Below are 22,970 nucleotides of genomic sequence, written 5' to 3'. Positions count from 1 at the left end.
CAATCATTTTAGCTACTTAGTAGGTACAGTCCGGACTGCTATTGACCATAACACATTTATGCTTTATATTTAACTAAATGGTTAATTAACCAAAAGGTTTAATATGACGAACGATCAACTTTCTCAAACATTTCACGCTTTATCTGACCCAACTCGTCGGGCGATGTTGGCGCGCCTATCGCAAGGTGAAATCAATGTGTCAGATTTAGCCAAACCTTTTTTAAAAGATATGAGTCTTCCGGCAGTAACAAAGCATTTAAAAGTTTTAGAAAATGCGGGACTTGTTACGAAATCAAAAGACGCTCAGTACCGCCCATGTAAATTAAACGGCACACCGCTCAAAGATGCCAACGACTGGATGGAAACCTACCGCCAGTACTGGGAAGACAGCTTAGACCGCTTAGGTGAATATTTAAAAACAGTTACTGCCAAAGAAAAAGAACCTAAAAAGAAAAAAAGCACGAAGGGAAAAAACCATGGCCGCAAAAAATAAACCAAATGAGTTATATCTTACACGCGTTTACGATGCCCCGTTAAAAACTGTATGGGATGCTTTTAATGATCCTGAACAAGCCAAACACTGGTGGGGCCCACGTGGGCATACCATCAAAACACACGCAAAAGATTTACGTGTCGGCGGCCACTGGACATACACTATGTTTGGACCCGAAGGCCAAGTTTGGGAAAACAAAACGGTTTATCATGAGGTCGAAAAATATTCGCGCTTAGTTTACGATCATGGCGGTAATGATGAACAAGATCGCCCACCGTTATTTCGTGTAACAGCTACTTTCACAGAGCTTGCTAAAAATAAAACTGAATTGTCGTTCGTTATGGCTTTTGAAAATGAAGCTATGGCTAAAGAAATCGCTAAGTTTATTAAACAAGCCAGCGGAAATTCAACTTGGGATCGTTTTGGTGAATACTTAGAAAAAGAACAACACAATAAAGAAATCTTTATTATCAACAGAACTTTCAACACTGACATGAACACTATGTATAAGATGTGGACTGACCCAGATCATTTTTCTAAATGGTTAGCGCCTACAGGTTTTGATATGCAGTTTATTCGTGCTGAAATTAAACCTGGTGGAAAATCATTTTACAAAATGTCTAACCCAGATTTTACGATGTACGGAACAATCCAGTATAAAGAAATCACACCGACTAAAATTGTGTACTCACAACAATTTGCCGATGAAAAAGAAAATATCTCGCGCCATCCGGGAGCTCCGACTTGGCCTGAATCTATGTTAACAACGGTGATGTTTACTGCTGAAGACACAAACCAAACTCGCGTGACAATTCAGTGGGAAGTCGAAGGCAAATGTACACCAGATGAATTACAAGCCTTCATTAAAGAACGTGGCGGCATGACTCAAGGTTGGACTGGATCATTCGATAAGTTAGAAGACTACTTAGCGAAATAATTTCCCGGGGCAACACTCCCCGCTTTATCCAAGAATAAATTTTGCATCTCTCCTAGCGTTTTAAACCTAGGAGAGAGATTTATGCATTACATTGAAGTCGGTAAAGAAAACAATGCCACTATTGATTTACACTACCAAGATTACGGTTCAGGAAAACCAGTCGTATTACTACATGGTTGGCCGTTAAGTGAAGCTTCGTGGGATGCACAAATTCCTGTGCTGCTATCAAGTGGCTATCGCGTGATTGCTTATGGCCGCCGTGGTTTTGGTGAATCCAGTAAACCCGCTGAAGGTTATAACTACGACACCTTCGCCGAAGATCTTCATAAGGTCATAACTAAATTAGATTTAAAAGATATTACCCTAGTTGGTTTTTCAATGGGCACCGGCGAAGTGGCTAGATACATTTCAACTTACGGCTCAGAAAGAATTGAAAAAGCTGTATTCATCGCAGGTATTTTACCAGCGCTACTAAAAGCAGAAAATAATCCTGACGGTATCGAGAAAAAAGTTTTCGACGAAATGATTAGAAAATGTATCGAAGATAGACCCGGGTTCATGCATAAGTTTTTAGAAGACTTCTACAGCCACGGCATCGTCGGCAGCAAAGCTGTCAGCGATGAAATGATCAGATACAGCTGGACACTGGCAATGCAAGCTTCAGGTATGGCGACAGTAAAATGTATTGATTCCTGGGGCGAAGATTTCAGAGACGATATCAGAAAAATTGATGTACCTAGTTTAGTAATTCACGGCTCAGGCGATAAGATCACACCACTAAATGTATGTGGTCGACGTTTAAAAGACATGTTACCAGGTTGCGAGTATTTAGAAATCGACGGTGGCCCACATGGGTTACTTGCGAGCCACGCTGAAGAAGTGAATGCGGCGCTGGTGAAATTCTTAAGTCTGGCACCGAAGCGCCCTTACTCACAAAGTGAAATGAGGCACTAAATTTATTATGTAACCCAAGTAAATGATAATTGAGCTTTGGTCTAGGTAAATAATTAATTCTTTATTATTGATAAGTTTGCTCCGATAGCAAGATATAGAGACTTACCTATATGATAAAAATAGATGCTATTTACGACAAAAATTTAAATTTTCTTCTAGGCTCAGGCGCTTCATTCGGATTGCTTCCAACTTTAGCTCTGCAAATATGCGATGCAAATGCCAAAAAGCAAACAATTGAAACACTTGCTACTGAATTTACAAAAGAAAACAAAGACTATCTAAAAACTTTGCTTTTTATGTATTACTACAGATCATGCATACAACCTGCTTTAGCTTTAAATGTCGATACACTCACAGGAGCAGCAGAGAAAAAAGTAATCGAAAATTATGAAGTATTTCTTAAAAAAATTTTGCATTTATTAGCAAGACGAAAAACTTCGGTCCCTAGCTGTAACATTTTCACTACGAACTATGATGGATGTGTGCCATTAACTGCTGATAGAATAATTAAAGAAGGATCTCTCACGTTTAATTTAAATGACGGCACTGAAGGCTTTGGCAGAAAGCTCTTACACGCAAAAAATTTTAGCACATTTAAGTATCAAACAGGTGTTTTTGGTGAGCATAGAGTCAACATTCCTCAGATTAATTTAATTCATATTCATGGCTCAGTTTACTGGAAAAAAAGTAATAATGACATTCAAGTCAATTACACTGGAACCCTAGGGTCAATTGAAATACCCGCAGAGTATCAAGAAGATTTAAATACATTCTCAGAACTAGTTAACAATAATGAAAAAACGACGCAAGACCTTTACAGCCTTCAATTTACTCCGAAAGATACAGCTTGGTTTTGGAACGAATTCAACAAACTTCCTATAGTAAATCCTACTAAGTGGAAATTCCATGAGACAGTGTTTGAAGAACATTATTATCAAATGCTGCGTCTATTAAGTTATGAACTAGAGAAAGAAAATTCAATATTTATAACTTTCGGTTTTTCTTTTGCTGACGAGCACATTTTAAAATTGGTTCAAAGGTCTTTATCAAATCCTAAGTTGCAAGTATTTATCTGTTGTTTTAACGAAAATGAAAAGAATCAAATGTTTGAATACTTCGGAAATTACAGAAATGTGACGCCAATTAGTATCGATGAAAATCTTGATTTTAGTAAATTCAATTCAGATGTACTAAAACACGAATCAGCAGAGGCATAATGGATATACCTATTGGTGAAGTTATTTCTGTAAAAGGCGTAAAAATTATTTTGAATATCTTTGAAGAATCCAGCAAAGAAGTACTTTTCTACAAAGGTGAAAAGTACAAGGGAATCTCAATTCGTGAATTTATTATTATCCAACGCGGTTTTGTAGACATAGTGTGCGCAGTAGAAGGCGAGTTTTTAGACGAGTCCAGCTTCATCGAAAAAAATAGTGAAAAGAAATATATAAGAAAAATTGAAGTTAAGCCTATTGGCTATTTTAAAAATGGAAAATTTAATGAAGGAATTAAATTTTTACCTATGATTAAAGATGCTGTCTTTTTAATTACTGAAGATAAAATTACCAAAATCTACAGTAAAAGGGTTGATAACAATTTTATTATAGGTGAAATGCTAAAAGAGGGTCTTCCAGTTTCTTTGCCGTGGCAAAAACTTTTTAATAGTCACATAGGAATTTTCGGTAATACAGGAAGCGGCAAATCTAATACCCTCGCGAAACTTTTCACCTTACTCTTTGATAAAAAGAAACACGCTATTCGTGGAAACAGCTTTTTTACCATTTTAGATTTCAATGGTGAGTACACACGTGATCAATTAATTTCAGCAATTGACAAAAAGGTTTATAATTTAAACACTTCAAGTGAAAATTCTGACAAGTTCCCTCTTCATGGTGATTTTTTTTGGAATACAGAAATTTTAAGTATTTTGTTCAAAGCTACAGAAGGAACTCAAAAACCTTTTATTAGCAGATTGGTTCGAGGACGTGAAAAGTTTAACGACAATCCAGACAGTCTTTTAAATTATCTCAAATCTTCATTTAAACGCGCATTTACAACTACATCTCCTAAACGAGAATCTCTTGAACTATTAAAACAAATTTCAATCTTTATAGATGCCGCAGAGTTAACACACGAGTTAAATCAACTTCAATGGTTCGGCGGAGGCCAAAATCCAACTTTTAAATACGGGAATACAAATACTTACTTCAATGGAAATGAAGAGCCGTATGACCGAATATTCAGAGATTTAGTAAACGCTCTGACTTTAAATAACATTGATCCATTTGATGAGCTATTTATTAGAATCAACTTACAACTAATTAATGATTTGCTATCAGAGTATGTACAATTCGATTTTATTCAGCCATTACTTAAGCGAGTCGAAGACTCGACTGCCAGCTTAAAGAGAGTAATCAGTTTTATTCAAGGCAATCACCAACAAAAACTTCTTACTGTTGTTTCTTTACGCAAATGCAATCAGGACATAAAAAAAATATTACCCTTGTTAATTGCCAAACAAACATATGAACTACACAAGAAAGATGTTTCGACTCCTCCAAATAAGACAGTACATCTGATTATTGATGAAGCTCATAATATTCTATCTCAGCAGTCTGTCAGAGAACAAACTAGCTGGAAAGACTATCGACTAGAACTTTTCGAAGAAATTATAAAAGAAGGCAGAAAATTTGGAATGTATCTAACAATCGCAAGCCAGCGTCCTGCGGACATTTCACCAACTGTTATGTCACAATTACACAATTTCTTTTTACATCGACTAGTTAATGACAAGGATTTACTTCTCATTGATAATTCACTTAGTACACTTGACAGATTGTCTAAAGAAATGATTCCCAGCTTACCAACGGGGTCATGTATAGTTACTGGCACATCCTTCAACATTCCCTTAGTTATTCAAGTTGAACAACTAAGTAATGCTAATAGGCCAGACAGCGAAGATGTTAATTTAGATGAACTCTGGGAAGGGTAGCTACTTCCCTCTAAAAAAGAAAAACCAAACCAGAATAACAAGACCAAGCGGCGCACCTAAGAACCACATAAGAATGGGTACTGCGACTCTTCCGTTTACATCATCGATGACTTTTTGCAGATTCATAAATTGCTCCTCCGTGTGTCATCAACAGTGGAGCAATTTGTTTGCTAGGGCAAATTACCTCAAAACAAGGCGAAGCATTGATACTTCGTTTGGCTGAGCATCGAGTCGATCCGAAATTACCACAAAACCCGCTTTCGCCACTTCGGCCATAACCATATGCGGTGGATAAATACGGCGTTGCGCGCACCAAGCTTGACCGTTTAATTCAATCACGCCTTTTGCGTATGACGATTTTGTTTTATGCCAAAGAATATAATCTTCATCAAAACGTAAAGTATCGTATGTATGAGCTGGATCATGTGGTTCGTTCGGCATCACCATTGTATCTAGAATAAAAATCCCGCCTTCGCTTAAAGATTTTTTCGCACTCGTTAGAACTTTTTGGCGATCGTCTTCAAAAACAATGCAGTGAAGACAGTGGCTATCATAAATCAGATCAAATTTTTGATTTAACTTATCTAACTCAAGCACATCGCCTTTAATGAAATTAATATTTAAATTTTGCTGTTTCGAAAGATCGCGGCCCATCTCGATGGCTGTTTCAGAGATATCAACTCCTGTTACATCCATTTCCATTTGCGAAAGCATAAAAGCCGTTGTTCCGGTTCCACAACCGACATCTAAGGCCTTTTTACCTTTAACCTCTGGAAAAAAGCGGTTTACTGTATCAGTCAGATACTGCTTAGTGACGTTATCCCCTAAATCATTTAGAGTTTTGGCGTTACCCCAACCTACGTAACCATTTGATTTTATTTGCTGATAAGCTGATTCATGCGCGTGGTAATACGATTTTTCCATATATAAAAATCGTAAAGAGTATTTTTCTATTTAACAACAAATTATGTTTTGCTATTCTATAAATCTCTGGCCCTAAACCAGAGACTTATGAGAACAGCATAAATAACCCAATTTATCCCATTTAAATTTTAATTCTTTCTTAAGAGCGTATCTTAGGTCGCTCGAGGTTATATTTATGCTAGCAACCATTATCGTGAACGCGGTGTCGTTTGAATTACCAAACGGGCGCGTTTTATTTAACAATCTAAATTTTTCTCTAAACGCAAAAGTAACAGGTCTAGTTGGCCCTAATGGAGTCGGCAAAACCTGCTTAGCCAAGCTTATTGCTAATGCCATTGAACCCACCAAAGGATCAATCAAACGAAACAGCCCGGTAACTTACTTTTCACAAAGAGAAGTTCCACCGGCTATTTCTGTGCAAGATTATCTGGGGCCAGATTATGACTGGCCTGCTTTAGGCGAGTGTTTACTGACAGGAATTGATCGCGAAAATCTTTGCTCCACTTTAAGTGGTGGCCAATGGATGCGTGTACGTTTGGCGAATACATTAAACGATCAGTTTCTAATATTAGACGAACCCACCAACGACTTAGACCGCGAAGGTCGCGAAATGCTTTTACAATTCTTACGTAAACGCAGCGGCGGAATATTATTAATTTCGCACGACCGTGAAGCTTTAAGTTTATGTGATGAAATCTTAGAACTTTCAAATAAAGGCTTAAGTAAATTCGGTGGAGATTTTTCTGATTATAGCGAGGCTAAAACCACAGAACGCAATAACTTACAACGTGAACTCGAGGTGGCCGAAAGACAACGCGATCAAGCCAATGTGGATCGCCATGAACAAATCGAACGGCAAGAAAAACGCAACCGCGCAGGTGTTAAAGCCGGTGAACGCGGCGGAATGCCTAAGATCTTACTCGGTGGAAGAAAAAGACAAGCTCAAGTCTCGACCGGAAAAATTGATAAAAACACTTTGGAGCGCGCTAATGATGCGGTCAGTGCCGCACACGAAGCTTTAAGTGAATTAAAAGTTGATCCGGTGATGTACGCAGACTTAATTGGCGAAAAGATCCCGGCGCAAAAACTTGTGGCTGAAGCTTTTAACTTCAACGTGCGCTTTAATGATTGGCTCTACAAAGAAGATCTCAACTTTTCTTGGCGTGGCAATATTCGTTTAAACATTAAAGGTGGAAATGGCTCTGGTAAATCAACGCTGATTAAAGTTTTACGTGGCCAAGATTACACCACTCGTGGTGAGTTTCGCCGTGGCAACTTGAGAACACTGTATATCGACCAACGCTGTGAAACGCTCGACGAAAAAAAGACCATCTTTGAGAACATTCGTGATGTATCGCCATTAAGCGAAAGCGATATAAGGTCAGGATTAGCTAAGTTTCTTTTTATTAACGACGATGTTTTTAAAAAGGTCAGCACTTTAAGTGGTGGTGAAAGATTACGTGCGGCTTTAGCGCTTGGGTTATTACAAATAGAAAAGCCAGAGCTTTTAATTTTAGACGAACCCACAAATAACCTGGATTTAGCCAATATCGAATTTTTGGAAAATTTAGTCAGTGAATTTAAAAGCGCCTTGATTGTCATATCCCATGACGAAGTGTTTTTAGAAAATTGTAAAATCACAGAAGAGCTTACCTTATAGGTAGGTTCTTTACTCGCTATAAACTGTTTCGCTTCTGTAGTTCCAGAAAGTCGGAAAGATCCAAATACATGAAGCACAGGCAATAACACATAATACGCCACCCCAAAGAATTGAATGGTGTGTTCCGGTAATTGCCGCCATCGATCCTGCGCGCATATTTCCGATTAATGGCCCTACCATGTATGAAAGCATATTTAAACTTCCTAAACGGCCACGCACATTCGGTGGAATCACTTCATTCCAAATCGTTGAACGATAAATCGCGCTCACTGAATCAGCGGCTCCCGCCATAAATAGCGCAGCTGACATCCATAATAAATCCGGCGAAAACGCCATCAATGTGACGAATATTCCCCACACTGTGGCAGCTAAAATAACTCCGGCACCGTGGCGGTTATATTTATTTAACGGTTTAGAAAATAAAGAAACAATCCCCGCCCCGATGGGCATAGCCGCGTACAATAAACCTAAATGTTTTTTCTGATTAAATTCTTCAGCTAATTGTGGAAACAGAGCTAACGGCATCGCAAACACCATCGCGATAATATCGACTAAGTAAGTTCCAAGAATTAGTGGGTTTTTATAGGCAAAGCGAATACCTTCTTTGATTGAATTTAAATCGGCTTTGTCTAAAGCCTCAGGTGTCGGAACTGGCTTCATCAACCACAAGGCCCAAATTGAAATTAAAAAAGTTAATGCATCAATCGCGTACGTCGCTTTTACGCCAACTGCTGCAATTAATACCCCGGCCAATGCAGGACCTGCCACAGCGCCGATGGCGTAGCGCAAAGATCCTAACGCTGCCACCGCTTGTAAATCTTTTTTCTCAACCAATTGTGGAACAATCGCATCCATCGCTGGACGATGTAATCCCACCAGGGCTGATGAAACAGCCGCTAAGATCATTAAAATAACAATCGATGGATTCGGTAACATCGAATTTACTAAGAACAATAACGTCGTAATAAATAATCCCACTTCGGCGATTAACAGTAATTTACGGCGATCGACCATATCAGCTAAAGCCCCGCCGTATAAACCGGCAATTAACAACGGAACTAATTGCACTGACGAAATAAGACCGACTAAGAATGAACTTTTCGTGATTTCGTAAGTCTGGTACGGGATAGCCACGTAGCTCATCATACTACCAAAGAACGAAACTGTTTGGCCGGTGAATAATTTTCTAAATTCAGCGTTATTTTTTAACGGAGACAAATCTACAAACATGAAATTTCCAATCGATAATTAAAAATGTTTTTTTACAAACCCATCAATGCAGGTTTCTAAATAATCGATCACACGTTCAAACTCTTCGGGCCCAAAATAATATGGGTCTGGAATGTGAGTAATAACCTGGCGTGGATCATAGTGGGCCATCTTTTCTAATTTATGCAATAAATGTTCAGGGCACACAAGCGACGCATTTGCATAATTTGAATCATCCATAACAATAACATGATCGAAGACTTCGAAATCTTGTATTGAAAGTTGGCGCGCTAAATGAGTCATCTGATAACCGCGGCGCTCGGCATGTTTAATCGAGCGTAAATCAGATCTTTCACCGATGTGGTATCCGGCAGTTCCTGCTGAATCGACATGAATATTTAAATTTAGTTTTTCTGAGCGATGACGCAAGATAGCTTCAGCTGTCGGTGAACGACAGATATTACCAAGACACACCATTAATACTTTCTTACTCATATAACCTTAATTAACTCCGACAAATTCGCCGGTCATCTGGCACGCTATGCGCCCGTCAGCCAACATGATCTGGCTTGATAATTCTAACCGAGCTTTACCTTTTTTAGCGTAAGCTTCTTGAAATTTTTTAACCTGGTCTATAGCAGGCGCTTTACACACAGCTCTAAGTTTTTCTTCAACCGGGTAAATAAAATTCATTGAGGTATTTTTTAATAACACATGGCCTGTTTCATTAATGATTTCAAAAAGTTGGCAATAAGCTGCCAAAACCATTAAAGTTGCCAGTGAGCCACCAAAAGCGGTGCCCACATGATTATGATTCGGAGCAAGATCACACTCTAACTCAATTTCTTGTTGGTTAGCGCGCACGACTTTCACCTGCATGTATTTACTCATGGGTATTTCAGAATGAAGTTTATCTTGCAAAGCTTGAGCGTTCATAAACTTATTCTACGCCTATATGGCTATGAAAGCAGGGCTTTCTGCGTCTAACTGATAACTAAATGAAGTTTAGTTCAAAACTAAGGTTCCAGATTGAAACTGCCCTTAGGTAAGACCTGTAAGAAACCGTTGAAGTAAATAAAATTTTAATAATAAGATAAATAACTACATTTATTTGAAGGAGAACCTCACCATGAAACAAATGACACTTTTATTAAGCGTATTAGCTTTATCTTTTAACGTATTTGCCGCTGATGCAAAGAAAGCTGATAAAAAAGCTGCCGCAGCGACTACAGCTGAAACTTACAAAGTTGACACAGCAGCTAGCATAATCGAATGGAAAGGTAAAAAAGTAGCTTACGGCCACAACGGAACTTTAAAAGTTCAAGCTGGTGAATTCCAAGTTGAAAAAAACATGATCAAATCTGGAAACGTTGTTGCTGATATGAAATCCATCGCTAACGTTGATATCAAAGAAGAAAAAGATAACAAAAAATTAGTAGGCCACTTATCAAGCCCTGATTTTTTCAACGTAGAAAAATACCCAACTTCTGAATTCAAATTAACTTCTGTAACTGCAGGTAAAGGTAAAGACGAAGTTGTGATCAAAGGTGATTTCACTATGATCGGCCAAACTCACCCTATCGAATTTCCAGCGACTGTTAAATTCGAAAACGGAACTGCAACTGGTCAAGGTTCACTTAAAATCGACCGTACTAAATGGGGTTTAAAATACAACTCTGGCAACTTCTTCAAAGATTTAGCTGCTGATAAAATCATTAACAACGACATTGAATTAACTTTAAAAATCGTTGCTAAAAAGTAATTTAAGTATACTTTCAAGGGGTAAGTAGAGAAATCTACTTACCCCTTTTTTATTTGTGGCAAAGGAAAGTTATGAATAAACACATTATTCCGATTGATCTAAAAAAGTCTTACCGTTTAATTAATCACGGCCCAACAGTTTTAGTTTCTTCACGCCATAACGGCGTTGATAATGTGATGGCGGCGGCTTGGGCCTGCGCTCTTGATTTTGATCCACCAAAATTAACTGTGGTGATTGATAGCGAAACAAAGACCCGCGAATTTGTTGATAAAACGGGACTATTCGTCATTCAAGTTCCTACTGTGGCGCAAATTAATCTAACGAATCAAGTTGGATCACACAGTTTAGCCGATGATCCTGATAAACTTAAAAAAGCCGGTGTTAAGTTATTTAAAATTGATGGCTTTGATGTGCCATTTGTTGCAGGTTGCACAGCCTGGATGGCGTGTAAGGTTATTCCTGAACCACATAATCAAAATACTTACGATTTATTTATCGGCGAAATTATCGGAGCCTGGGCTGATTCACGCGTAGTAAATGAAAACGCTCACTGGAGTTTTGATAAAGCTGATCCAAGTTTACGAAGCATTCATCACGTTGCCGGTGGAAATTATTTTGCAACTGGTGAACATCACAAAGGTTCTTAAAATAAAAAGTCTCCGGGCATAAGCCCAGAGACCTTTTGTTCTAATTTAGTATTTAATTATCCAACATTAAAGAATTCTTCTTCAGTGTATAAAGGTGGTTCTTGTGAAGGATCTACTGGTTCCTCAAAACCTGTTTGTTCTCCACTATCTGGTGTAGTTTCTGAACCAGAGTCAGTTCCACTATCGCTAGTAGCATCTACTACCTCAGATCCAGAAGCTGAACTTCCCTCATCTACTGTTGTCGTACCCGAAGATGATTCTCCACCCGATGATGGATCTGTCACAACCTCACCGCCGCCAGAGCTTGAATCGCCGCCGCCCACGTTACTATCAGTTCCATCAGTAATTGGCGTTTCAGTCGTTTCTTCGCCAGAATTATCTTCGTCATCCTTGCTTGTAACAGTTAACATTTTTAGAACAGGTTTTAATAAACATTCGCCCGTTCCTTTAACGACAACTGATTTTTCAGCATCGAAATCCATAATCATTGAATAATCTTTACCTTCTTCAATAGTAAATGGTTCGCTTAAATGAATTTTAATACCTGACTGCTGCCCACTTGGCGTTTGCATTTCACAACGCTCATCGTTTTGCTTAATCGCGTGATTATCATCACCGTTTAAGACTAAACGAATACCCGTAACCTGCACACCTTCAGGCAAGCTAAAATCTTGCATCGGAAGCAGAACTCCATTTCGCAATGTGAGTAAGTCTACTAACCCTAATCCCTGGGCCACAACAATACGGCTGTTTTTTCCGCCGTTATTTACGAACAGCTCAGCATGCGACACGTTCACAAAAACGTTTTTCAAATCTTTCGATGGAGCATCTGTCATGCTCACTCTTAGATTATCCGTTTTTTCTTGAGGGTAACTGCTTAAGTAAGAGTTCCCTGACGTATCTACTGTTCCTTGTCTTGAGCAGGCTACTACTGCAGCTGCTGTTGAAATAACCGCCATCATCCATAAATTATTCTTTTTCATAAACCCGACCTCCTGTCGATCGCTCTTGTTGATAAAAGAATATCAACGATTAGAAAAAAAATCGAATTTTTGAAATGAAGTGATTATTCTCGAGAATGAGAAAAACTTCGTAAAATTAGTGAATAAAAAAACAGATAAATGTTAGACAGTTCTAAGTGAAATTCGCAATTTGAGATACTTTAAACTGATTAGTGTTCACCAGTAGCTTCGTGCATTTTACGTAACACGATAGCAATAGTTTTAGGATCTACGCCCGCCTTTTTCATAAGCGACTGGGCTTTACCAAAGTCGTCAGAATCAATAGCTTCCATAAAAGCGTCAACTTTATTAATTTCGGCCATTTTTTCTAGAACTAGTGTGCCTTCAAAATCTGACTCATCCATGTATTGCTCCTGCTCTTAAAAAGGTATTTGAATTACCTGCAAAGTTCAAATAATTTGAAAGCCATGAATATTCAGCCCACACTTAAAGGCGAGCTCGTCGAGGTTAGACCTCTAAAACCAGAAGATTACGATAATCTGCTGCGTGCTGCGTCTGATCCATTAATTTGGGAACAACACCCACAAGCAGATCGCTGGAAACCTGAAGTCTTCATCAAGCATTTTGAAGAATCATTAAATTCAAAAGGTTGCGTAGTTATTATTGACCGTAAAACTTCAGAAATTATCGGCTCAACTCGTTTTTATGATTATTTACCTGAAAATTCGACGGTCACAATTGGTTATACTTTCTTAGCGCGCAAATACTGGGGCGGAGCATACAATCGTGATTTAAAAAAATTAGTTGTGAACTATGCTTTACAATTTGTGAAAGCAACCCTATTTCAAGTAGGGCTTAACAACAAACGTTCGCAAAAAGCGATGGAAAGATTAGGCGCCATTAACACTGGTATTGAAGAAGTAGCTATTTCTTATGGCCCGCCTAAAAAATCTTACATCTACAAAATTGAGAAACCCTTTTAAATGTACAAACTGCGCGACTACCAACAACAGGCCGTAAATAACACGATTAAGTTTTTTCAAAAAAAACGCGTGCCTGCTGTTATCGTTTTACCAACAGGAGCCGGTAAAAGTTTAGTGATCGCAGAATTAGCCCGTATTGCCAAAGGGCGTGTTTTAGTTTTAGCGCATGTTAAAGAGCTGGTTGAACAAAACTACGAAAAATATAAAAGCTACGGCCTATCAGCCGGAATCTTTTCAGCCAGTCTTGGTAAAAAAGACTGGGATGCCAAAGCGATTTTCGGAAGTGTTCAATCCGTCGCACGTGCGCCTAAAGCGTTTTTTGAAAACTTCTCTTTAGTGGTGATCGATGAATGCCATCGCGTAGCCGAAGAAGGTTCAACACAGTACCAAGACGTCATCACTAAGCTTAAAGAAAAAAATCCTGAGATCTGTATTCTTGGTTTAACGGCAACACCTTACCGTATGGGTTTAGGCTGGATTTACGAATATTCACACCAAGGTGAATTAAAAACTGAAATGCAGCGTTTTTTTAAACAATGTGTTTACGAATTACCACTGTCATACATGATTAAGAATAAATTCTTAACAGCCCCTGTGAAAGTTGATATCCCGGTTACTTGTTATGATTTCTCTGAACTGACCGACCGCGATCGTTCTTACACGATGGCTGAAGTTGAAGAAATTCTTAAAAGCCAAAAGCGCCTAACACCTTTAATTATTAAAAATATTATCGACATTACTGAACGCTACAACCGTAAAGGTGTGATGATTTTCTCAAGCACGATTAAACACGCCGAAGAAATTATGTCGTACTTGCCTGAAGATGACTCTCGTATGGTTATCGGCGATACTGATATGAAAGAGCGCGATCAGATTGTTGAAGATTTTAAAAACAAGAAATTTAAGTACTTAGTGAATGTTTCTGTTCTAACGACAGGTTTCGATGCGCCTCATGTGGATGTGATCGCAATTATGCGTCCGACGGAATCGAATGCCTTATACCAACAAATTGTTGGCCGTGGGCTTCGTTTATCACCAGAGAAAAAAGACTGTTACATTCTAGATTATGCGGGAATGGGACACGATATCTTTACTCCTGAAATCAGCGACCGTAGACCGGCTAAAGATACGGTTCCGGTTCGCGTGCCTTGTCCGGTGTGTGAACATGTGAATGACTTCTGGGGTTATGCCGATGATGATGGCGAAGTGTACGAACATTTCGGACGCAAATGCCGTGGTGCTAAGCAAGACCCTGATACTTTTCAAATTGTTCCGTGTGGTTATCGATTTAGATCTAAGATTTGCCATTCTTGTGGTTGTGAAAACGATATTACAGCAAAAGCTTGTGAAAACTGTAAAGCCGTACTTATTGATGCCGATGCCAAATTAAAACAAGCAAGGTTATCTAAAAACGCGCATGTGATGACACCAGAAAAAATCACCTACGAAGAGCGTAAAGATAAAAACTCAAATCCCTATTTAGAAATTCGTTACTATGATCTAGATGGCCAATACATTAGCGAAGCGCATTTCTTTAATAACCCAACAGCGATTAAGAAATTTAATATTAATTTCTTACGTTCACACTTACGTAAACCCGAGCTTGCCGTTGAACTTGATCACCCCAGCCAAGCGGTGAAGTATCAGGTTTTATTTCGTAAGCCGTCTTTCGTAATTGCCAGAAAACAAGATAAATACTGGAAGATCACTGAAAAAATCTTTGCTGAAGAGTTATAACTCTTTAGTCAAACCATTGCCGTGGTATCACCCTTGCACTAACATTCAAGTTAGATGGTTGCATTACTGACGTTTTTAACGCTTTGCTGTTTTGCTTTAAACTCAATCCTAAGCCGTATTGCTTTATCAAATGGTGGTGTTGATCCGTTGCAATTTGCCCTGATCCGCGCAGTCAGTGCGGCTATTTTTCTTATTCTTTTAATTCTAATTCGCGAGCGAAAATTTTCTTTTAGCAAAACGCATATACCGAATGCCCTTGCATTATCTCTTTACCTTATCTGTTTTACTGTGGCGTACGTGAACTTAACTACTGGTGTTGGTGCACTTATTTTATTCGGATGTGTTCAACTAACGATGTTAGGCCGCAGCCTTCAAACGGGTGAAAAATTTGGATTGCAAAAAATTGTCGGCACTTTACTAGCTATTTCAGGTATCGGCTATCTGGTCTGGCCCGGAGTTGAAACCCCGAATTTATTTTACGCACTTCTCATGGCCGCTGCGGGATTTGGTTGGGGTTGTTATTCAATTTTAGGTAAAAAATCAACTTCACCGACATTAGAGACAGCAAACCACTTTGTCAAAGCGAGCATCATTTGCTTTGCAGCTGTTTTACTTCGCCAGCATTTTTTTGAAGTCACTTCACAAGGTTTAATGTTAGCGATTTTATCCGGAGCTATCGCTTCAGGGGTAGGCTATTCAATGTGGTATCATGTACTACCAAAACTTCGCACCATCACCGCTTCACTCTTACAACTCTTAGTTCCAATAATTGCAGCGACAGGTGGTGCGATTTTATTACAAGAGCCGGTCTCTGCACGTTTAGCTATTTCAGCATTACTTACTTTAGCAGGAGTCGCACTGGCTCTTTTAGCTCACTAATTAAGTTTCTTTTTTCGGTCCAAACCACAACGATCCAACAATCGAAGCACCGATTAAACCTGCGATAATTCCTAAAGACCAAGTGATCGGGAATTTTCCACCGAACACATTATTTAGCCACGTCATCTTAAGACCCACGAAAATCAGTACCGAAGCCAGGCCATACTTGATGTAACAGAACTTATCCATCACGCCTGATAACATAAAGTACATCGAACGCAGACCCATAATCGCAAAGATATTCGACGTAAATACGATTAACGGCTCTTTCGTTAAAGCAAAGATCGCAGGCACAGAATCTATCGCAAAGATAATGTCACTCATTTCAAGGAAGATTAGGGCCAAGAAGAGAGGGGTAACGTACGTAAGACCTTCTTTGTTAATGAAAAATTTCGGTCCCTCAATCTTCGGGTGGACACGAAAAATTCTCTTCAACTGGCGAATAATAAAATTATTCTCCAAATCTTGCTCATCTGTACCTGCGAAAAACATTTTAATACCAGTAATAATTAATAAACCGCCGAAGAAGTAAAGCATCCAGTGGTATTGCATAAGCACTGAACCCATCGCGATAAATAAAGCACGGAAAACTAAGGCGCCTAAAATACCCCAGAATAAAACACGATGCTGATAAAGTTTTGGAATACCGAAATACGCAAACACCACGGCAAAAACAAAAATGTTATCAATTGCTAAAGATTTTTCGATCACAAAGCCGGTTAAGAATTCTAAAGCTGAAGTTTTTGCTTGTTCGGCAGCATCAAATCCTGGAAGCGAAAGAAAGCGCTCATCGGTTGAGAAAAGATGTTTGGTGTAGAAATAAAAGCCGACATTAAATAATAAAGCTAAGCTTATCCACACGGTTGTCCACGCGGCTGATTCTTTGAAGCTTACAACATGAGATTTTTTATGAAATACGCCTAAATCTAACGCCAGCATAGCTAAAACAAACAACGTAAAACCTGCGTAAAACCACCAATACTCATTAAACGGAAATAGAATCACTGTATTCTCCTTCGTGAATCTGAAAGAATATCGTCTAAAGCTCTATATCACTCAAATAGATAAAAACCTTGTTTAGTATCGCTTTTTGCGATATCAAACTTAAATGACCCCATGGATCAACTACCACCATTTGTTTTACTTTAAGGTGATCGCTGAAGAAGGTACGGTTTCTAAAGCCGCAGAAAAACTACGCATTGGTCAGCCCACCCTTTCAGCGCAATTAAAACAGTTTGAAGATTCTTTAGGCGTTCAGCTTTTTGAACGTCAGCATAAAAAGTTAGCTTTAACCGAATACGGAAAAGTGGCTTTAGATTATTCTAAAAATATTTTTCGTCTTGGTTCAGAAATGTATGAAGTTTTGCATGACCGCTTTAAACCCCTAAAGCCAACGCTTCATCTAGGTGCCTTAGATAGCGTACCGAAACAAATCGTTCTGCAGCTGGCAAAACAAGCTTTAAAGATTTCACCCTGCCAGATCACTCTATCTGAAGGAAAATTCGACGAACTTCACCGCGAACTCACCGCCCACCGTATGGATTTAATTGTTACAAACTTTTTACCAAATGGTGTCAGCGGTAAAGGTCTTTATCCAAGATCAATTGCTAAAAAGAATGTGGCATTCTATGCAGCCCCGAAATTTAAACACCTTAAAAAAGATTTTCCGAAATCTATTTCAGGCGCTCCGATGATTCTTCCAACTTATGACAGTAAACTTAGGCAAGATTTAGATCACTGGGCCAAGCTTAACCAAATTGAAATGAATATCGTCGTAGAAACCCAAGATATCTCGGTTAAAAAATTAATGGCTACCCATGAAATCGGACTAATTCCTACAGCCACACATTCTGTGAAAGAACAGCTAATTCAAGGTGAACTTGTCGAAATCGGTCAACTTACAGGCGTGCATGAAGAGCTATTCTTAGTTACAGCCCAAAGAAAAATCGAAAATGCGATTGTTGCTAAACTTAAAGACTCGTTTGTAATTTAAACTAGGCCGCGGCGAGTGGCTTCGCGAATAAGCTCTACCCGGTTAGATACGTGCAATTTTTGATAAATAATTTTGACGTAACCAGCCACTGTTTGCGCACTTAATTTCATTTCGGCAGCCACTTCGTTCACGGTTAACCCACGCCCGATAAGTACCAAAGTTTCACGCTCGCGCGGGCTTAGATTAACATCTGGTTTATTGGGTTTATCGTCATCACGAAACTCTTGCAATAAACGTCGAGCAATTGACGGTGATAACGGTGGATTGTTGTTTTCAATCAGCTTTAAGGTATTTACTAAACTTGATTCATCATCAGCTTTGAGTAAATAACCAAAAGCTCCGGCGGCAAGCGCTTTAAATAAAAAAGCATCGTCATCATAGATTGTCGCAACGACCGAAGGTACATCTGGATTTTTTTCTTTTAATTCACGAATAACATCAATGCCTGATCCATCAGGTAATCCCAGATCAACAATACACAACCCTAATGGCGCATCTTTAAATCGCAAAGGGTCATTAATAATTGCAATCGCTGATTTTAAATCTTGAGCTAACACAGTCGCAACGTTGGGAAATGCCACCTTAACAATTTTTGTTAAGAAGCTTCCAGTTTCAAGTTGATCTTCGACGATGAGACATGTTTTTCCGGTCATAAATATAATTTCAACAAACTATATCGAAAAAGTACAGCGATGAAAATTTACCCCCGCATTTAGGGGTATTTCTTTACAAAAGTGGTAGAACAATAATCACACTGGCGTGCGGAGTGTTTTTAATTTCAAATGTTCCACCGAGATCAGTCACTCTTTTATTCAAACTCTTTAATCCGAATCCCGTATGACCTTGAAAAACTTTTTCTGAAAAACCTTGTCCGTTATCTGTAGCGGTTATGTAAATTTTTTCAGTCGTGACATTGATGTTCACTTCAAGTTTTTTCGCATTCGAATGTTTAATACAATTGCTGACAATTTCTCTAATCACTGAGCCAAGCGTTTTCTGCAAGTGGTAATCTATCGCAAATTCATAAGTATTTTTTTCTGGCAGCGACCAAACTAAATCCATGCCCACTGCTTGCAAACGTCTGTGACTTTCCGAACGTAAATCAGCCAATAAATCATTTAAAAAAACTTTTTCTGCGGCAATGCCTTTCACAATAGAACGAATATCGGTCATGGCTCCTTGAATTGCTGAGCGTAAATCAGAATTTTCACCGTGAAGGCCTGTTAATAGACGGGCACTGACATCGTCATGCAGATCTTGAGCGATACGTAAACGTTCTTCAACAACACCACGATCGTAAGCTTGGCGGCTTGATTCAGCTTCTTCAATAAATTGCACAATCTGTTTGGCAACATCGACGGTGCGTAAACTAAAAAGTGAACGGCCCGACCACGGGTAAGCAATACGTAAAGCAGGAATATCTGAGATCGCTGGAAAAGTTAAAGCCACGCCATCCGGAGCAAGAACCACTGTTTTAGAAATAGGTTCACAGTATTTCATCTCAAGAGGGTCAAAAAGTTTTTTAACTAAGCCTTCCCAACGCTGTAACCGTACAGCGGAGGATGGTGCTAAGGTCACTGATAAAGCTTCTCGCAAAAGTTCGTGCGGTAATAATTCTTTGCGATGGTTAAACGATCTCCAGAAATAATCACGCAGCGGTAAATAGGTAAAGCTCACAGCCACAAGAGCTAATCCAAGTGCAGGTACACGATTTATTCCGATAATAAAGACCAAAACAGCATCGAACGCCACGAAAATTAAAGTGCCCGAAGTATAGAATAAAAAGCGATAAGCCCAATCACCGACTTCAAATAAACGATACTGTTTTAAGCCAAAGGCGATTCCCACATAGATGATCAAAAATGATAAAAACGCGTAACCTTGCTCTAAAGGTTTTAGACCTAACAATACCGGAAGTGTATTAAACACTACGAACAATCCCGCACCGGTGATCACTGAAAGGCCAAGCCATAGTAAAATGGCCCGTGATTTTGGATCATTTTTTGTTACAACAAACTGAACTGCAATCGTCATACAAATCATAATCATCATGACAAGTATAATCACACTGACATCAGCAACCTTAAAGCCCCACCACTGGTTTGTGCAGGCCAATCCCCATGTAAAGAAAAATAAAAATTCAAAAATAATAAGTTCTTTCCAGCGGCGAATTTCACGCGGGTAAATTAAAAACAAGGCAATCATCGGCACACCAAAACCTAAAGCGCTCCAGGCATTGGTCAAACTAAGTGGCTTAAAAAATTCAATCGGTAGGGCCATCAATCGCGTCGTGTAAACCGCTGAACTCATTGCCGACAAACCCATACCAAAACCACTTAAAAAGAACAAAAGCGTCGGTAAACTTTTCGATTTTAGCGCCCAAATCCAACCAGAAATAAAAATTCCACCTAAAGCCACAATAATTTGTGTCCAAAAAAGTGCAGGTAAATCTTCAACGGTTCTTACAGAAGCTTTGTGCTCTGATACTGTTTCTTTATAAGTTACGGTGATCGTGTCGGCTTTTAGAATTTTTGCTAACTCATCTTGCCTAAAAAGAAAGTGTTCGTAATCAAACTGCTTCGGGATATCGCCGGGCTCAGGTGCCAAGTCGATTTCTTCGACGGTAAATTCTCCGTAAGAGGATTTAATTAACATTCCCGGCTGCAGAGTCACAGAAAAATTACTTTCTAAACAAGCCAGATAAATCGTTGCCAATGTAAGGATTGTTCCAACTAAAAGAACTATGGCTAAGCGCACATACGGTGTTGAAAAAAATTGAGCATTATTCTTCACTAAACTTGACCTCGGCAACTATCTAAACACTTCTAACTTTAAATTTACAGGATGACCCAACCACTGCGCACCTTGCGTATGGTCAAAATAGTCATCACCACTCTGCGGGTGCACAAGAATATTTAACAGACCACGTTCAGTCGCTAGCCAAGCAATCATTTCTGCATAAAGTGATTTAGAAAAATTAACTTCAAGCATGGGTAAGGTGTGTGGGCCAATAGACTCTGGAATAATATCACCCACAAAGATTTGATCTGTTTTAAAGTGATGGCAGATTTTTTTTCGCAGCGCTTGAACAAAAGCGAGCTGATCTAGGGAAAAATAAATATGTGCATCGTAATCATGCGGAAAATCGTCAGGCATCCATTCAGAATTGTAGCGGTAAGAACGTAGACTCATAAAGAACAGAATAAAAGAAAAAAAACGATTTGGCTATAACAGCTCGTTAGTTTTAGACTAACGAGCTTTAAATGTTTAATGCTGTTCGACCAAGTTTTGTAACTTATCAATCGAACTTGACCAACCAGCAACACAATCATCGTGCATTGATTTAGGAATACCTTCATGCACGATATGAATTTCAGATTCATTATCACCGATTTTTTTAAACTCAACCGTATAGCGCATTGTATCTGGCCAGTCTTCTCCAGGCATACCCGCCTCTTTGGGCGACATGAACTTTCCATTTTCATCTGAAAACTGATCGGTGATCACGAATTTTTTTTGTGGGATAACTTCTTCGTAAGTTCCAGAACTGTATTGTATTTTTCCATCTGGCCCTTTCATCGCAAGAATGGCTTGTCCGCCCTTACGCACATCCATTTTAGCTTCTGGACAAGAGTAATTTTCTGGCCCCCACCACTCTTTCATCATTTGTGGCGTAGTCCAGGCTTGCCACACCCGCTCAACGGGCGCGTTAAATTTACGTGTGATATCAACAAGTGGGTATTTTTCTACATTAAAGGACAAGTTTGTCCCTGATGTTTGTTGTGAAGATGTTTGTTCCATGATTAATCCTTTCGTTATTTAAGAGAAATAATATTTTGCAAAGAATATGCTCGTGACCTTGACAAAAAATCTTACGAACCCACCTTTAAATCAGAAGGGAGGACTGTTTATGAAAACTGTAAATAGCCCCGTCTGTCATAAGGTTTTTTTAGACTCTTCACCACCATAAAATTCAATTTTTGTTTTTTCGCGATCAATTAACATTACTCATGCTTATGTGTGCATGATTAGGGATATTATTTTATGGAAAACATGATGCTGAAATTTCAAGGATTTCATCCTTCAGACTTTACTCGTTCTTATTTAGAAGACAAAATGACAATCTTACAACATGAAGCTCCTTATGGAGCCCACATGGAAGCGACATTCACTCGTAACAGCAAAACTTTTAAAGCTATTGTTACGATTTTGTCCCCAGCTGGTAAATTTTTTGCTGTGGCCAGTGGTACAAAATTAAAAGAGGTCACTCACAAAATTAATCATCAATTACAAAAACAGATGGATAAATGGAAAGAAAAAATGCACAGAAAAGAACGCATTAGAGATCTTAATGACGAATTTTTTGGAATAGCTTAGCTTGTAGTTTTTTCGCTCCGCCAGAAACCATATTTTCATATGATTTCTGTGCGGAGCTTTCTTTTAATAAAATTATTAAAAATTAAATTGAACGACCGTCGTATTTCATGACTTCAAATTTGTCTAAATCAATACCATCTAAACAACGAATGTTTATCGCACGCATTTCTTGACCATTCGGAGCTGTACCAATTGCAAAAGATGCTACCCCACACGTCGAGCAAAACAGGTGATGAATTTGTTTTTTATTAAATTGATAGTCGGTTAAGGAATCTTGGCCTTTTAAAAGCTTAAATTCATTAGCTGGAACAAATGAAAGAAGTGTGCCTTTCATCTGACAAATCGAACAATTACAGGATAACGGCTTATCAATGTTCATTTCAACTTCGTATTTCACTTTACCGCAGTGGCAACCGCCCGTGTATTTCATAAGACTTCCTTTTGTTTACAATCTTAGGCTA

Annotated in this window: 25 protein-coding genes; 13 read left to right on the top strand and 12 right to left on the bottom strand. The window is 38.8% G+C overall.

Annotation, left to right across the window (positions count from 1 at the left end):
- Nucleotides 1–103 precede the first annotated feature (103 nt).
- From ACKWCF_RS01260 to ACKWCF_RS01240, 5 genes are all read left to right on the top strand, one after another.
- Nucleotides 104–493: an ArsR/SmtB family transcription factor gene (locus ACKWCF_RS01260; RefSeq protein ID WP_409478874.1), complete on the top strand. Its 390-nt coding sequence runs from the start codon at nucleotides 104–106 to the stop codon at nucleotides 491–493.
- Nucleotides 477–1,430: an SRPBCC family protein gene (locus tag ACKWCF_RS01255; protein ID WP_409478873.1), complete on the top strand. Its 954-nt coding sequence runs from the start codon at nucleotides 477–479 to the stop codon at nucleotides 1,428–1,430. The genes ACKWCF_RS01260 and ACKWCF_RS01255 overlap by 17 nt, the downstream gene beginning before the upstream one ends.
- An 81-nt stretch (nucleotides 1,431–1,511) precedes the next feature.
- On the top strand, nucleotides 1,512–2,384 hold the full coding sequence (locus tag ACKWCF_RS01250; protein WP_409478872.1) for an alpha/beta fold hydrolase: 873 nt from the start codon (nucleotides 1,512–1,514) through the stop codon (nucleotides 2,382–2,384).
- 110 nt (nucleotides 2,385–2,494) lie between these two features.
- Nucleotides 2,495–3,601, top strand: coding sequence for a hypothetical protein (locus ACKWCF_RS01245; protein ID WP_409478871.1), 1,107 nt, complete (start codon nucleotides 2,495–2,497; stop codon nucleotides 3,599–3,601).
- Nucleotides 3,601–5,376, top strand: coding sequence for an ATP-binding protein (locus ACKWCF_RS01240; protein WP_409478870.1), 1,776 nt, complete (start codon nucleotides 3,601–3,603; stop codon nucleotides 5,374–5,376). Before ACKWCF_RS01245 ends, ACKWCF_RS01240 begins: the two co-directional genes overlap by 1 nt.
- 180 nt (nucleotides 5,377–5,556) lie before the next feature.
- Here ACKWCF_RS01240 and ACKWCF_RS01235 read toward each other — a convergent pair whose 3' ends face one another.
- On the bottom strand, nucleotides 5,557–6,300 hold the full coding sequence (locus ACKWCF_RS01235) for a class I SAM-dependent methyltransferase (protein WP_409478869.1): 744 nt from the start codon (nucleotides 6,298–6,300) through the stop codon (nucleotides 5,557–5,559).
- Between the two features lie 175 nt (nucleotides 6,301–6,475).
- Here ACKWCF_RS01235 and ACKWCF_RS01230 point away from each other — a divergent pair, with 175 nt between their 5' ends.
- Nucleotides 6,476–7,960, top strand: coding sequence for an ATP-binding cassette domain-containing protein (locus ACKWCF_RS01230; protein WP_409478868.1), 1,485 nt, complete (start codon nucleotides 6,476–6,478; stop codon nucleotides 7,958–7,960).
- A gap of 9 nt (nucleotides 7,961–7,969) precedes the next feature.
- On the opposite strand, the gene ACKWCF_RS01225 is transcribed toward ACKWCF_RS01230, so the two are convergent.
- Genes ACKWCF_RS01225 through ACKWCF_RS01215 form a run of 3 tightly spaced genes read right to left on the bottom strand, consistent with a single transcriptional unit; the run spans nucleotide 7,970 to nucleotide 10,105 of the window.
- The gene (locus tag ACKWCF_RS01225) at nucleotides 7,970–9,190 is read right to left on the bottom strand and encodes an MFS transporter (protein WP_409478867.1); all 1,221 of its coding nucleotides are present in this window, start codon (nucleotides 9,188–9,190) and stop codon (nucleotides 7,970–7,972) included.
- 18 nt (nucleotides 9,191–9,208) lie between these two features.
- Nucleotides 9,209–9,664, bottom strand: coding sequence for a low molecular weight protein-tyrosine-phosphatase (locus ACKWCF_RS01220; protein ID WP_409478866.1), 456 nt, complete (start codon nucleotides 9,662–9,664; stop codon nucleotides 9,209–9,211).
- A 6-nt stretch (nucleotides 9,665–9,670) separates the two neighbouring features.
- Entirely contained in the window at nucleotides 9,671–10,105 is a 435-nt protein-coding gene (locus ACKWCF_RS01215; protein ID WP_409478865.1) for a YiiD C-terminal domain-containing protein, read from the bottom strand.
- A 193-nt stretch (nucleotides 10,106–10,298) separates the two neighbouring features.
- Between ACKWCF_RS01215 and ACKWCF_RS01210 the strand changes: the two genes are divergently transcribed.
- Nucleotides 10,299–10,931 (top strand): YceI family protein, encoded by a 633-nt coding sequence (locus tag ACKWCF_RS01210; protein ID WP_409478864.1) that lies wholly within the window; start codon nucleotides 10,299–10,301, stop codon nucleotides 10,929–10,931.
- Nucleotides 10,932–11,002: 71 nt separating this feature from the next.
- Nucleotides 11,003–11,578, top strand: a complete 576-nt coding sequence (locus ACKWCF_RS01205) for a flavin reductase family protein (RefSeq protein WP_409478863.1) — start codon at nucleotides 11,003–11,005, stop codon at nucleotides 11,576–11,578.
- Between the two features lie 56 nt (nucleotides 11,579–11,634).
- Here ACKWCF_RS01205 and ACKWCF_RS01200 read toward each other — a convergent pair whose 3' ends face one another.
- Both ACKWCF_RS01200 and ACKWCF_RS01195 read right to left on the bottom strand, forming a co-directional pair.
- Complete coding sequence (locus ACKWCF_RS01200; protein WP_409478862.1) at nucleotides 11,635–12,561, bottom strand: DUF4382 domain-containing protein; 927 nt, start codon at nucleotides 12,559–12,561, stop codon at nucleotides 11,635–11,637.
- A gap of 188 nt (nucleotides 12,562–12,749) precedes the next feature.
- Nucleotides 12,750–12,944, bottom strand: coding sequence for a hypothetical protein (locus ACKWCF_RS01195; RefSeq protein WP_409478861.1), 195 nt, complete (start codon nucleotides 12,942–12,944; stop codon nucleotides 12,750–12,752).
- Between the two features lie 27 nt (nucleotides 12,945–12,971).
- On the opposite strand from ACKWCF_RS01195, the gene ACKWCF_RS01190 reads away from it, so the two are divergent.
- Genes ACKWCF_RS01190 through ACKWCF_RS01180 form a run of 3 tightly spaced genes read left to right on the top strand, consistent with a single transcriptional unit; the run spans nucleotide 12,972 to nucleotide 16,139 of the window.
- Nucleotides 12,972–13,523 carry a GNAT family N-acetyltransferase gene (locus tag ACKWCF_RS01190; protein ID WP_409478860.1) on the top strand — a complete coding sequence of 184 codons (552 nt, stop codon included), beginning with the start codon at nucleotides 12,972–12,974 and terminating at the stop codon, nucleotides 13,521–13,523.
- Nucleotides 13,524–15,260 carry a DEAD/DEAH box helicase gene (locus ACKWCF_RS01185; RefSeq protein ID WP_409478859.1) on the top strand — a complete coding sequence of 579 codons (1,737 nt, stop codon included), beginning with the start codon at nucleotides 13,524–13,526 and terminating at the stop codon, nucleotides 15,258–15,260.
- A 54-nt stretch (nucleotides 15,261–15,314) separates the two neighbouring features.
- Nucleotides 15,315–16,139 carry a DMT family transporter gene (locus tag ACKWCF_RS01180; RefSeq protein WP_409478858.1) on the top strand — a complete coding sequence of 275 codons (825 nt, stop codon included), beginning with the start codon at nucleotides 15,315–15,317 and terminating at the stop codon, nucleotides 16,137–16,139.
- On the opposite strand, the gene ACKWCF_RS01175 is transcribed toward ACKWCF_RS01180, so the two are convergent.
- Nucleotides 16,140–17,141 carry a TerC family protein gene (locus tag ACKWCF_RS01175; RefSeq protein ID WP_409480239.1) on the bottom strand — a complete coding sequence of 334 codons (1,002 nt, stop codon included), beginning with the start codon at nucleotides 17,139–17,141 and terminating at the stop codon, nucleotides 16,140–16,142.
- Nucleotides 17,142–17,247: 106 nt separating this feature from the next.
- Between ACKWCF_RS01175 and ACKWCF_RS01170 the strand changes: the two genes are divergently transcribed.
- The gene (locus tag ACKWCF_RS01170) at nucleotides 17,248–18,132 is read left to right on the top strand and encodes a LysR family transcriptional regulator (protein WP_409478857.1); all 885 of its coding nucleotides are present in this window, start codon (nucleotides 17,248–17,250) and stop codon (nucleotides 18,130–18,132) included.
- On the opposite strand, the gene ACKWCF_RS01165 is transcribed toward ACKWCF_RS01170, so the two are convergent.
- From ACKWCF_RS01165 to ACKWCF_RS01150, 4 genes are all read right to left on the bottom strand, one after another.
- Nucleotides 18,129–18,785 carry a response regulator gene (locus ACKWCF_RS01165; RefSeq protein WP_409478856.1) on the bottom strand — a complete coding sequence of 219 codons (657 nt, stop codon included), beginning with the start codon at nucleotides 18,783–18,785 and terminating at the stop codon, nucleotides 18,129–18,131. The two genes, ACKWCF_RS01170 and ACKWCF_RS01165, sit on opposite strands and share 4 nt — an antisense overlap.
- Nucleotides 18,786–18,858: 73 nt before the next feature.
- A complete protein-coding gene (locus tag ACKWCF_RS01160; RefSeq protein ID WP_409478855.1) occupies nucleotides 18,859–20,925 on the bottom strand; it encodes an ATP-binding protein in 2,067 nt (688 codons plus the stop codon).
- Between the two features lie 18 nt (nucleotides 20,926–20,943).
- Nucleotides 20,944–21,324, bottom strand: a complete 381-nt coding sequence (locus tag ACKWCF_RS01155) for a DOPA 4,5-dioxygenase family protein (protein ID WP_409478854.1) — start codon at nucleotides 21,322–21,324, stop codon at nucleotides 20,944–20,946.
- Between the two features lie 75 nt (nucleotides 21,325–21,399).
- Nucleotides 21,400–21,933, bottom strand: coding sequence for an SRPBCC domain-containing protein (locus tag ACKWCF_RS01150; RefSeq protein WP_409478853.1), 534 nt, complete (start codon nucleotides 21,931–21,933; stop codon nucleotides 21,400–21,402).
- A 243-nt stretch (nucleotides 21,934–22,176) separates the two neighbouring features.
- Between ACKWCF_RS01150 and ACKWCF_RS01145 the strand changes: the two genes are divergently transcribed.
- The gene (locus ACKWCF_RS01145; protein ID WP_409478852.1) at nucleotides 22,177–22,509 is read left to right on the top strand and encodes an HPF/RaiA family ribosome-associated protein; all 333 of its coding nucleotides are present in this window, start codon (nucleotides 22,177–22,179) and stop codon (nucleotides 22,507–22,509) included.
- An 82-nt stretch (nucleotides 22,510–22,591) separates the two neighbouring features.
- Here the strand turns inward: ACKWCF_RS01145 and ACKWCF_RS01140 are convergent, their stop codons facing one another.
- A complete protein-coding gene (locus tag ACKWCF_RS01140) occupies nucleotides 22,592–22,939 on the bottom strand; it encodes a GFA family protein (RefSeq protein WP_409478851.1) in 348 nt (115 codons plus the stop codon).
- Nucleotides 22,940–22,970: the final 31 nt, after the last annotated feature.

Origin of the sequence: Pseudobdellovibrio sp. HCB154 (genome assembly GCF_046267985.1) — a bacterium.
Lineage (GTDB): Bacteria > Bdellovibrionota > Bdellovibrionia > Bdellovibrionales > Bdellovibrionaceae > Pseudobdellovibrio.
Note: the sequence above shows the minus strand (reverse complement) of the source record. Positions and strands in the feature narration are given on the sequence as shown.

What these genes read in the sequence shown, in the direction of transcription:
- ACKWCF_RS01260 (WP_409478874.1), top strand. Translation starts at nt 104, where the DNA reads ATGACGAACGATCAACTTTCTCAAACATTTCACGCTTTATCTGACCCA.
- ACKWCF_RS01255 (WP_409478873.1), top strand. Translation starts at nt 477, where the DNA reads ATGGCCGCAAAAAATAAACCAAATGAGTTATATCTTACACGCGTTTAC.
- ACKWCF_RS01250 (WP_409478872.1), top strand. Translation starts at nt 1,512, where the DNA reads ATGCATTACATTGAAGTCGGTAAAGAAAACAATGCCACTATTGATTTA.
- ACKWCF_RS01245 (WP_409478871.1), top strand. Translation starts at nt 2,495, where the DNA reads ATGATAAAAATAGATGCTATTTACGACAAAAATTTAAATTTTCTTCTA.
- ACKWCF_RS01240 (WP_409478870.1), top strand. Translation starts at nt 3,601, where the DNA reads ATGGATATACCTATTGGTGAAGTTATTTCTGTAAAAGGCGTAAAAATT.
- ACKWCF_RS01235 (WP_409478869.1), bottom strand. Translation starts at nt 6,300, where the DNA reads ATGGAAAAATCGTATTACCACGCGCATGAATCAGCTTATCAGCAAATA.
- ACKWCF_RS01230 (WP_409478868.1), top strand. Translation starts at nt 6,476, where the DNA reads ATGCTAGCAACCATTATCGTGAACGCGGTGTCGTTTGAATTACCAAAC.
- ACKWCF_RS01225 (WP_409478867.1), bottom strand. Translation starts at nt 9,190, where the DNA reads ATGTTTGTAGATTTGTCTCCGTTAAAAAATAACGCTGAATTTAGAAAA.
- ACKWCF_RS01220 (WP_409478866.1), bottom strand. Translation starts at nt 9,664, where the DNA reads ATGAGTAAGAAAGTATTAATGGTGTGTCTTGGTAATATCTGTCGTTCA.
- ACKWCF_RS01215 (WP_409478865.1), bottom strand. Translation starts at nt 10,105, where the DNA reads ATGAACGCTCAAGCTTTGCAAGATAAACTTCATTCTGAAATACCCATG.
- ACKWCF_RS01210 (WP_409478864.1), top strand. Translation starts at nt 10,299, where the DNA reads ATGAAACAAATGACACTTTTATTAAGCGTATTAGCTTTATCTTTTAAC.
- ACKWCF_RS01205 (WP_409478863.1), top strand. Translation starts at nt 11,003, where the DNA reads ATGAATAAACACATTATTCCGATTGATCTAAAAAAGTCTTACCGTTTA.
- ACKWCF_RS01200 (WP_409478862.1), bottom strand. Translation starts at nt 12,561, where the DNA reads ATGAAAAAGAATAATTTATGGATGATGGCGGTTATTTCAACAGCAGCT.
- ACKWCF_RS01195 (WP_409478861.1), bottom strand. Translation starts at nt 12,944, where the DNA reads ATGGATGAGTCAGATTTTGAAGGCACACTAGTTCTAGAAAAAATGGCC.
- ACKWCF_RS01185 (WP_409478859.1), top strand. Translation starts at nt 13,524, where the DNA reads ATGTACAAACTGCGCGACTACCAACAACAGGCCGTAAATAACACGATT.
- ACKWCF_RS01180 (WP_409478858.1), top strand. Translation starts at nt 15,315, where the DNA reads ATGGTTGCATTACTGACGTTTTTAACGCTTTGCTGTTTTGCTTTAAAC.
- ACKWCF_RS01170 (WP_409478857.1), top strand. Translation starts at nt 17,248, where the DNA reads ATGACCCCATGGATCAACTACCACCATTTGTTTTACTTTAAGGTGATC.
- ACKWCF_RS01165 (WP_409478856.1), bottom strand. Translation starts at nt 18,785, where the DNA reads ATGACCGGAAAAACATGTCTCATCGTCGAAGATCAACTTGAAACTGGA.
- ACKWCF_RS01155 (WP_409478854.1), bottom strand. Translation starts at nt 21,324, where the DNA reads ATGAGTCTACGTTCTTACCGCTACAATTCTGAATGGATGCCTGACGAT.
- ACKWCF_RS01150 (WP_409478853.1), bottom strand. Translation starts at nt 21,933, where the DNA reads ATGGAACAAACATCTTCACAACAAACATCAGGGACAAACTTGTCCTTT.
- ACKWCF_RS01145 (WP_409478852.1), top strand. Translation starts at nt 22,177, where the DNA reads ATGGAAAACATGATGCTGAAATTTCAAGGATTTCATCCTTCAGACTTT.
- ACKWCF_RS01140 (WP_409478851.1), bottom strand. Translation starts at nt 22,939, where the DNA reads ATGAAATACACGGGCGGTTGCCACTGCGGTAAAGTGAAATACGAAGTT.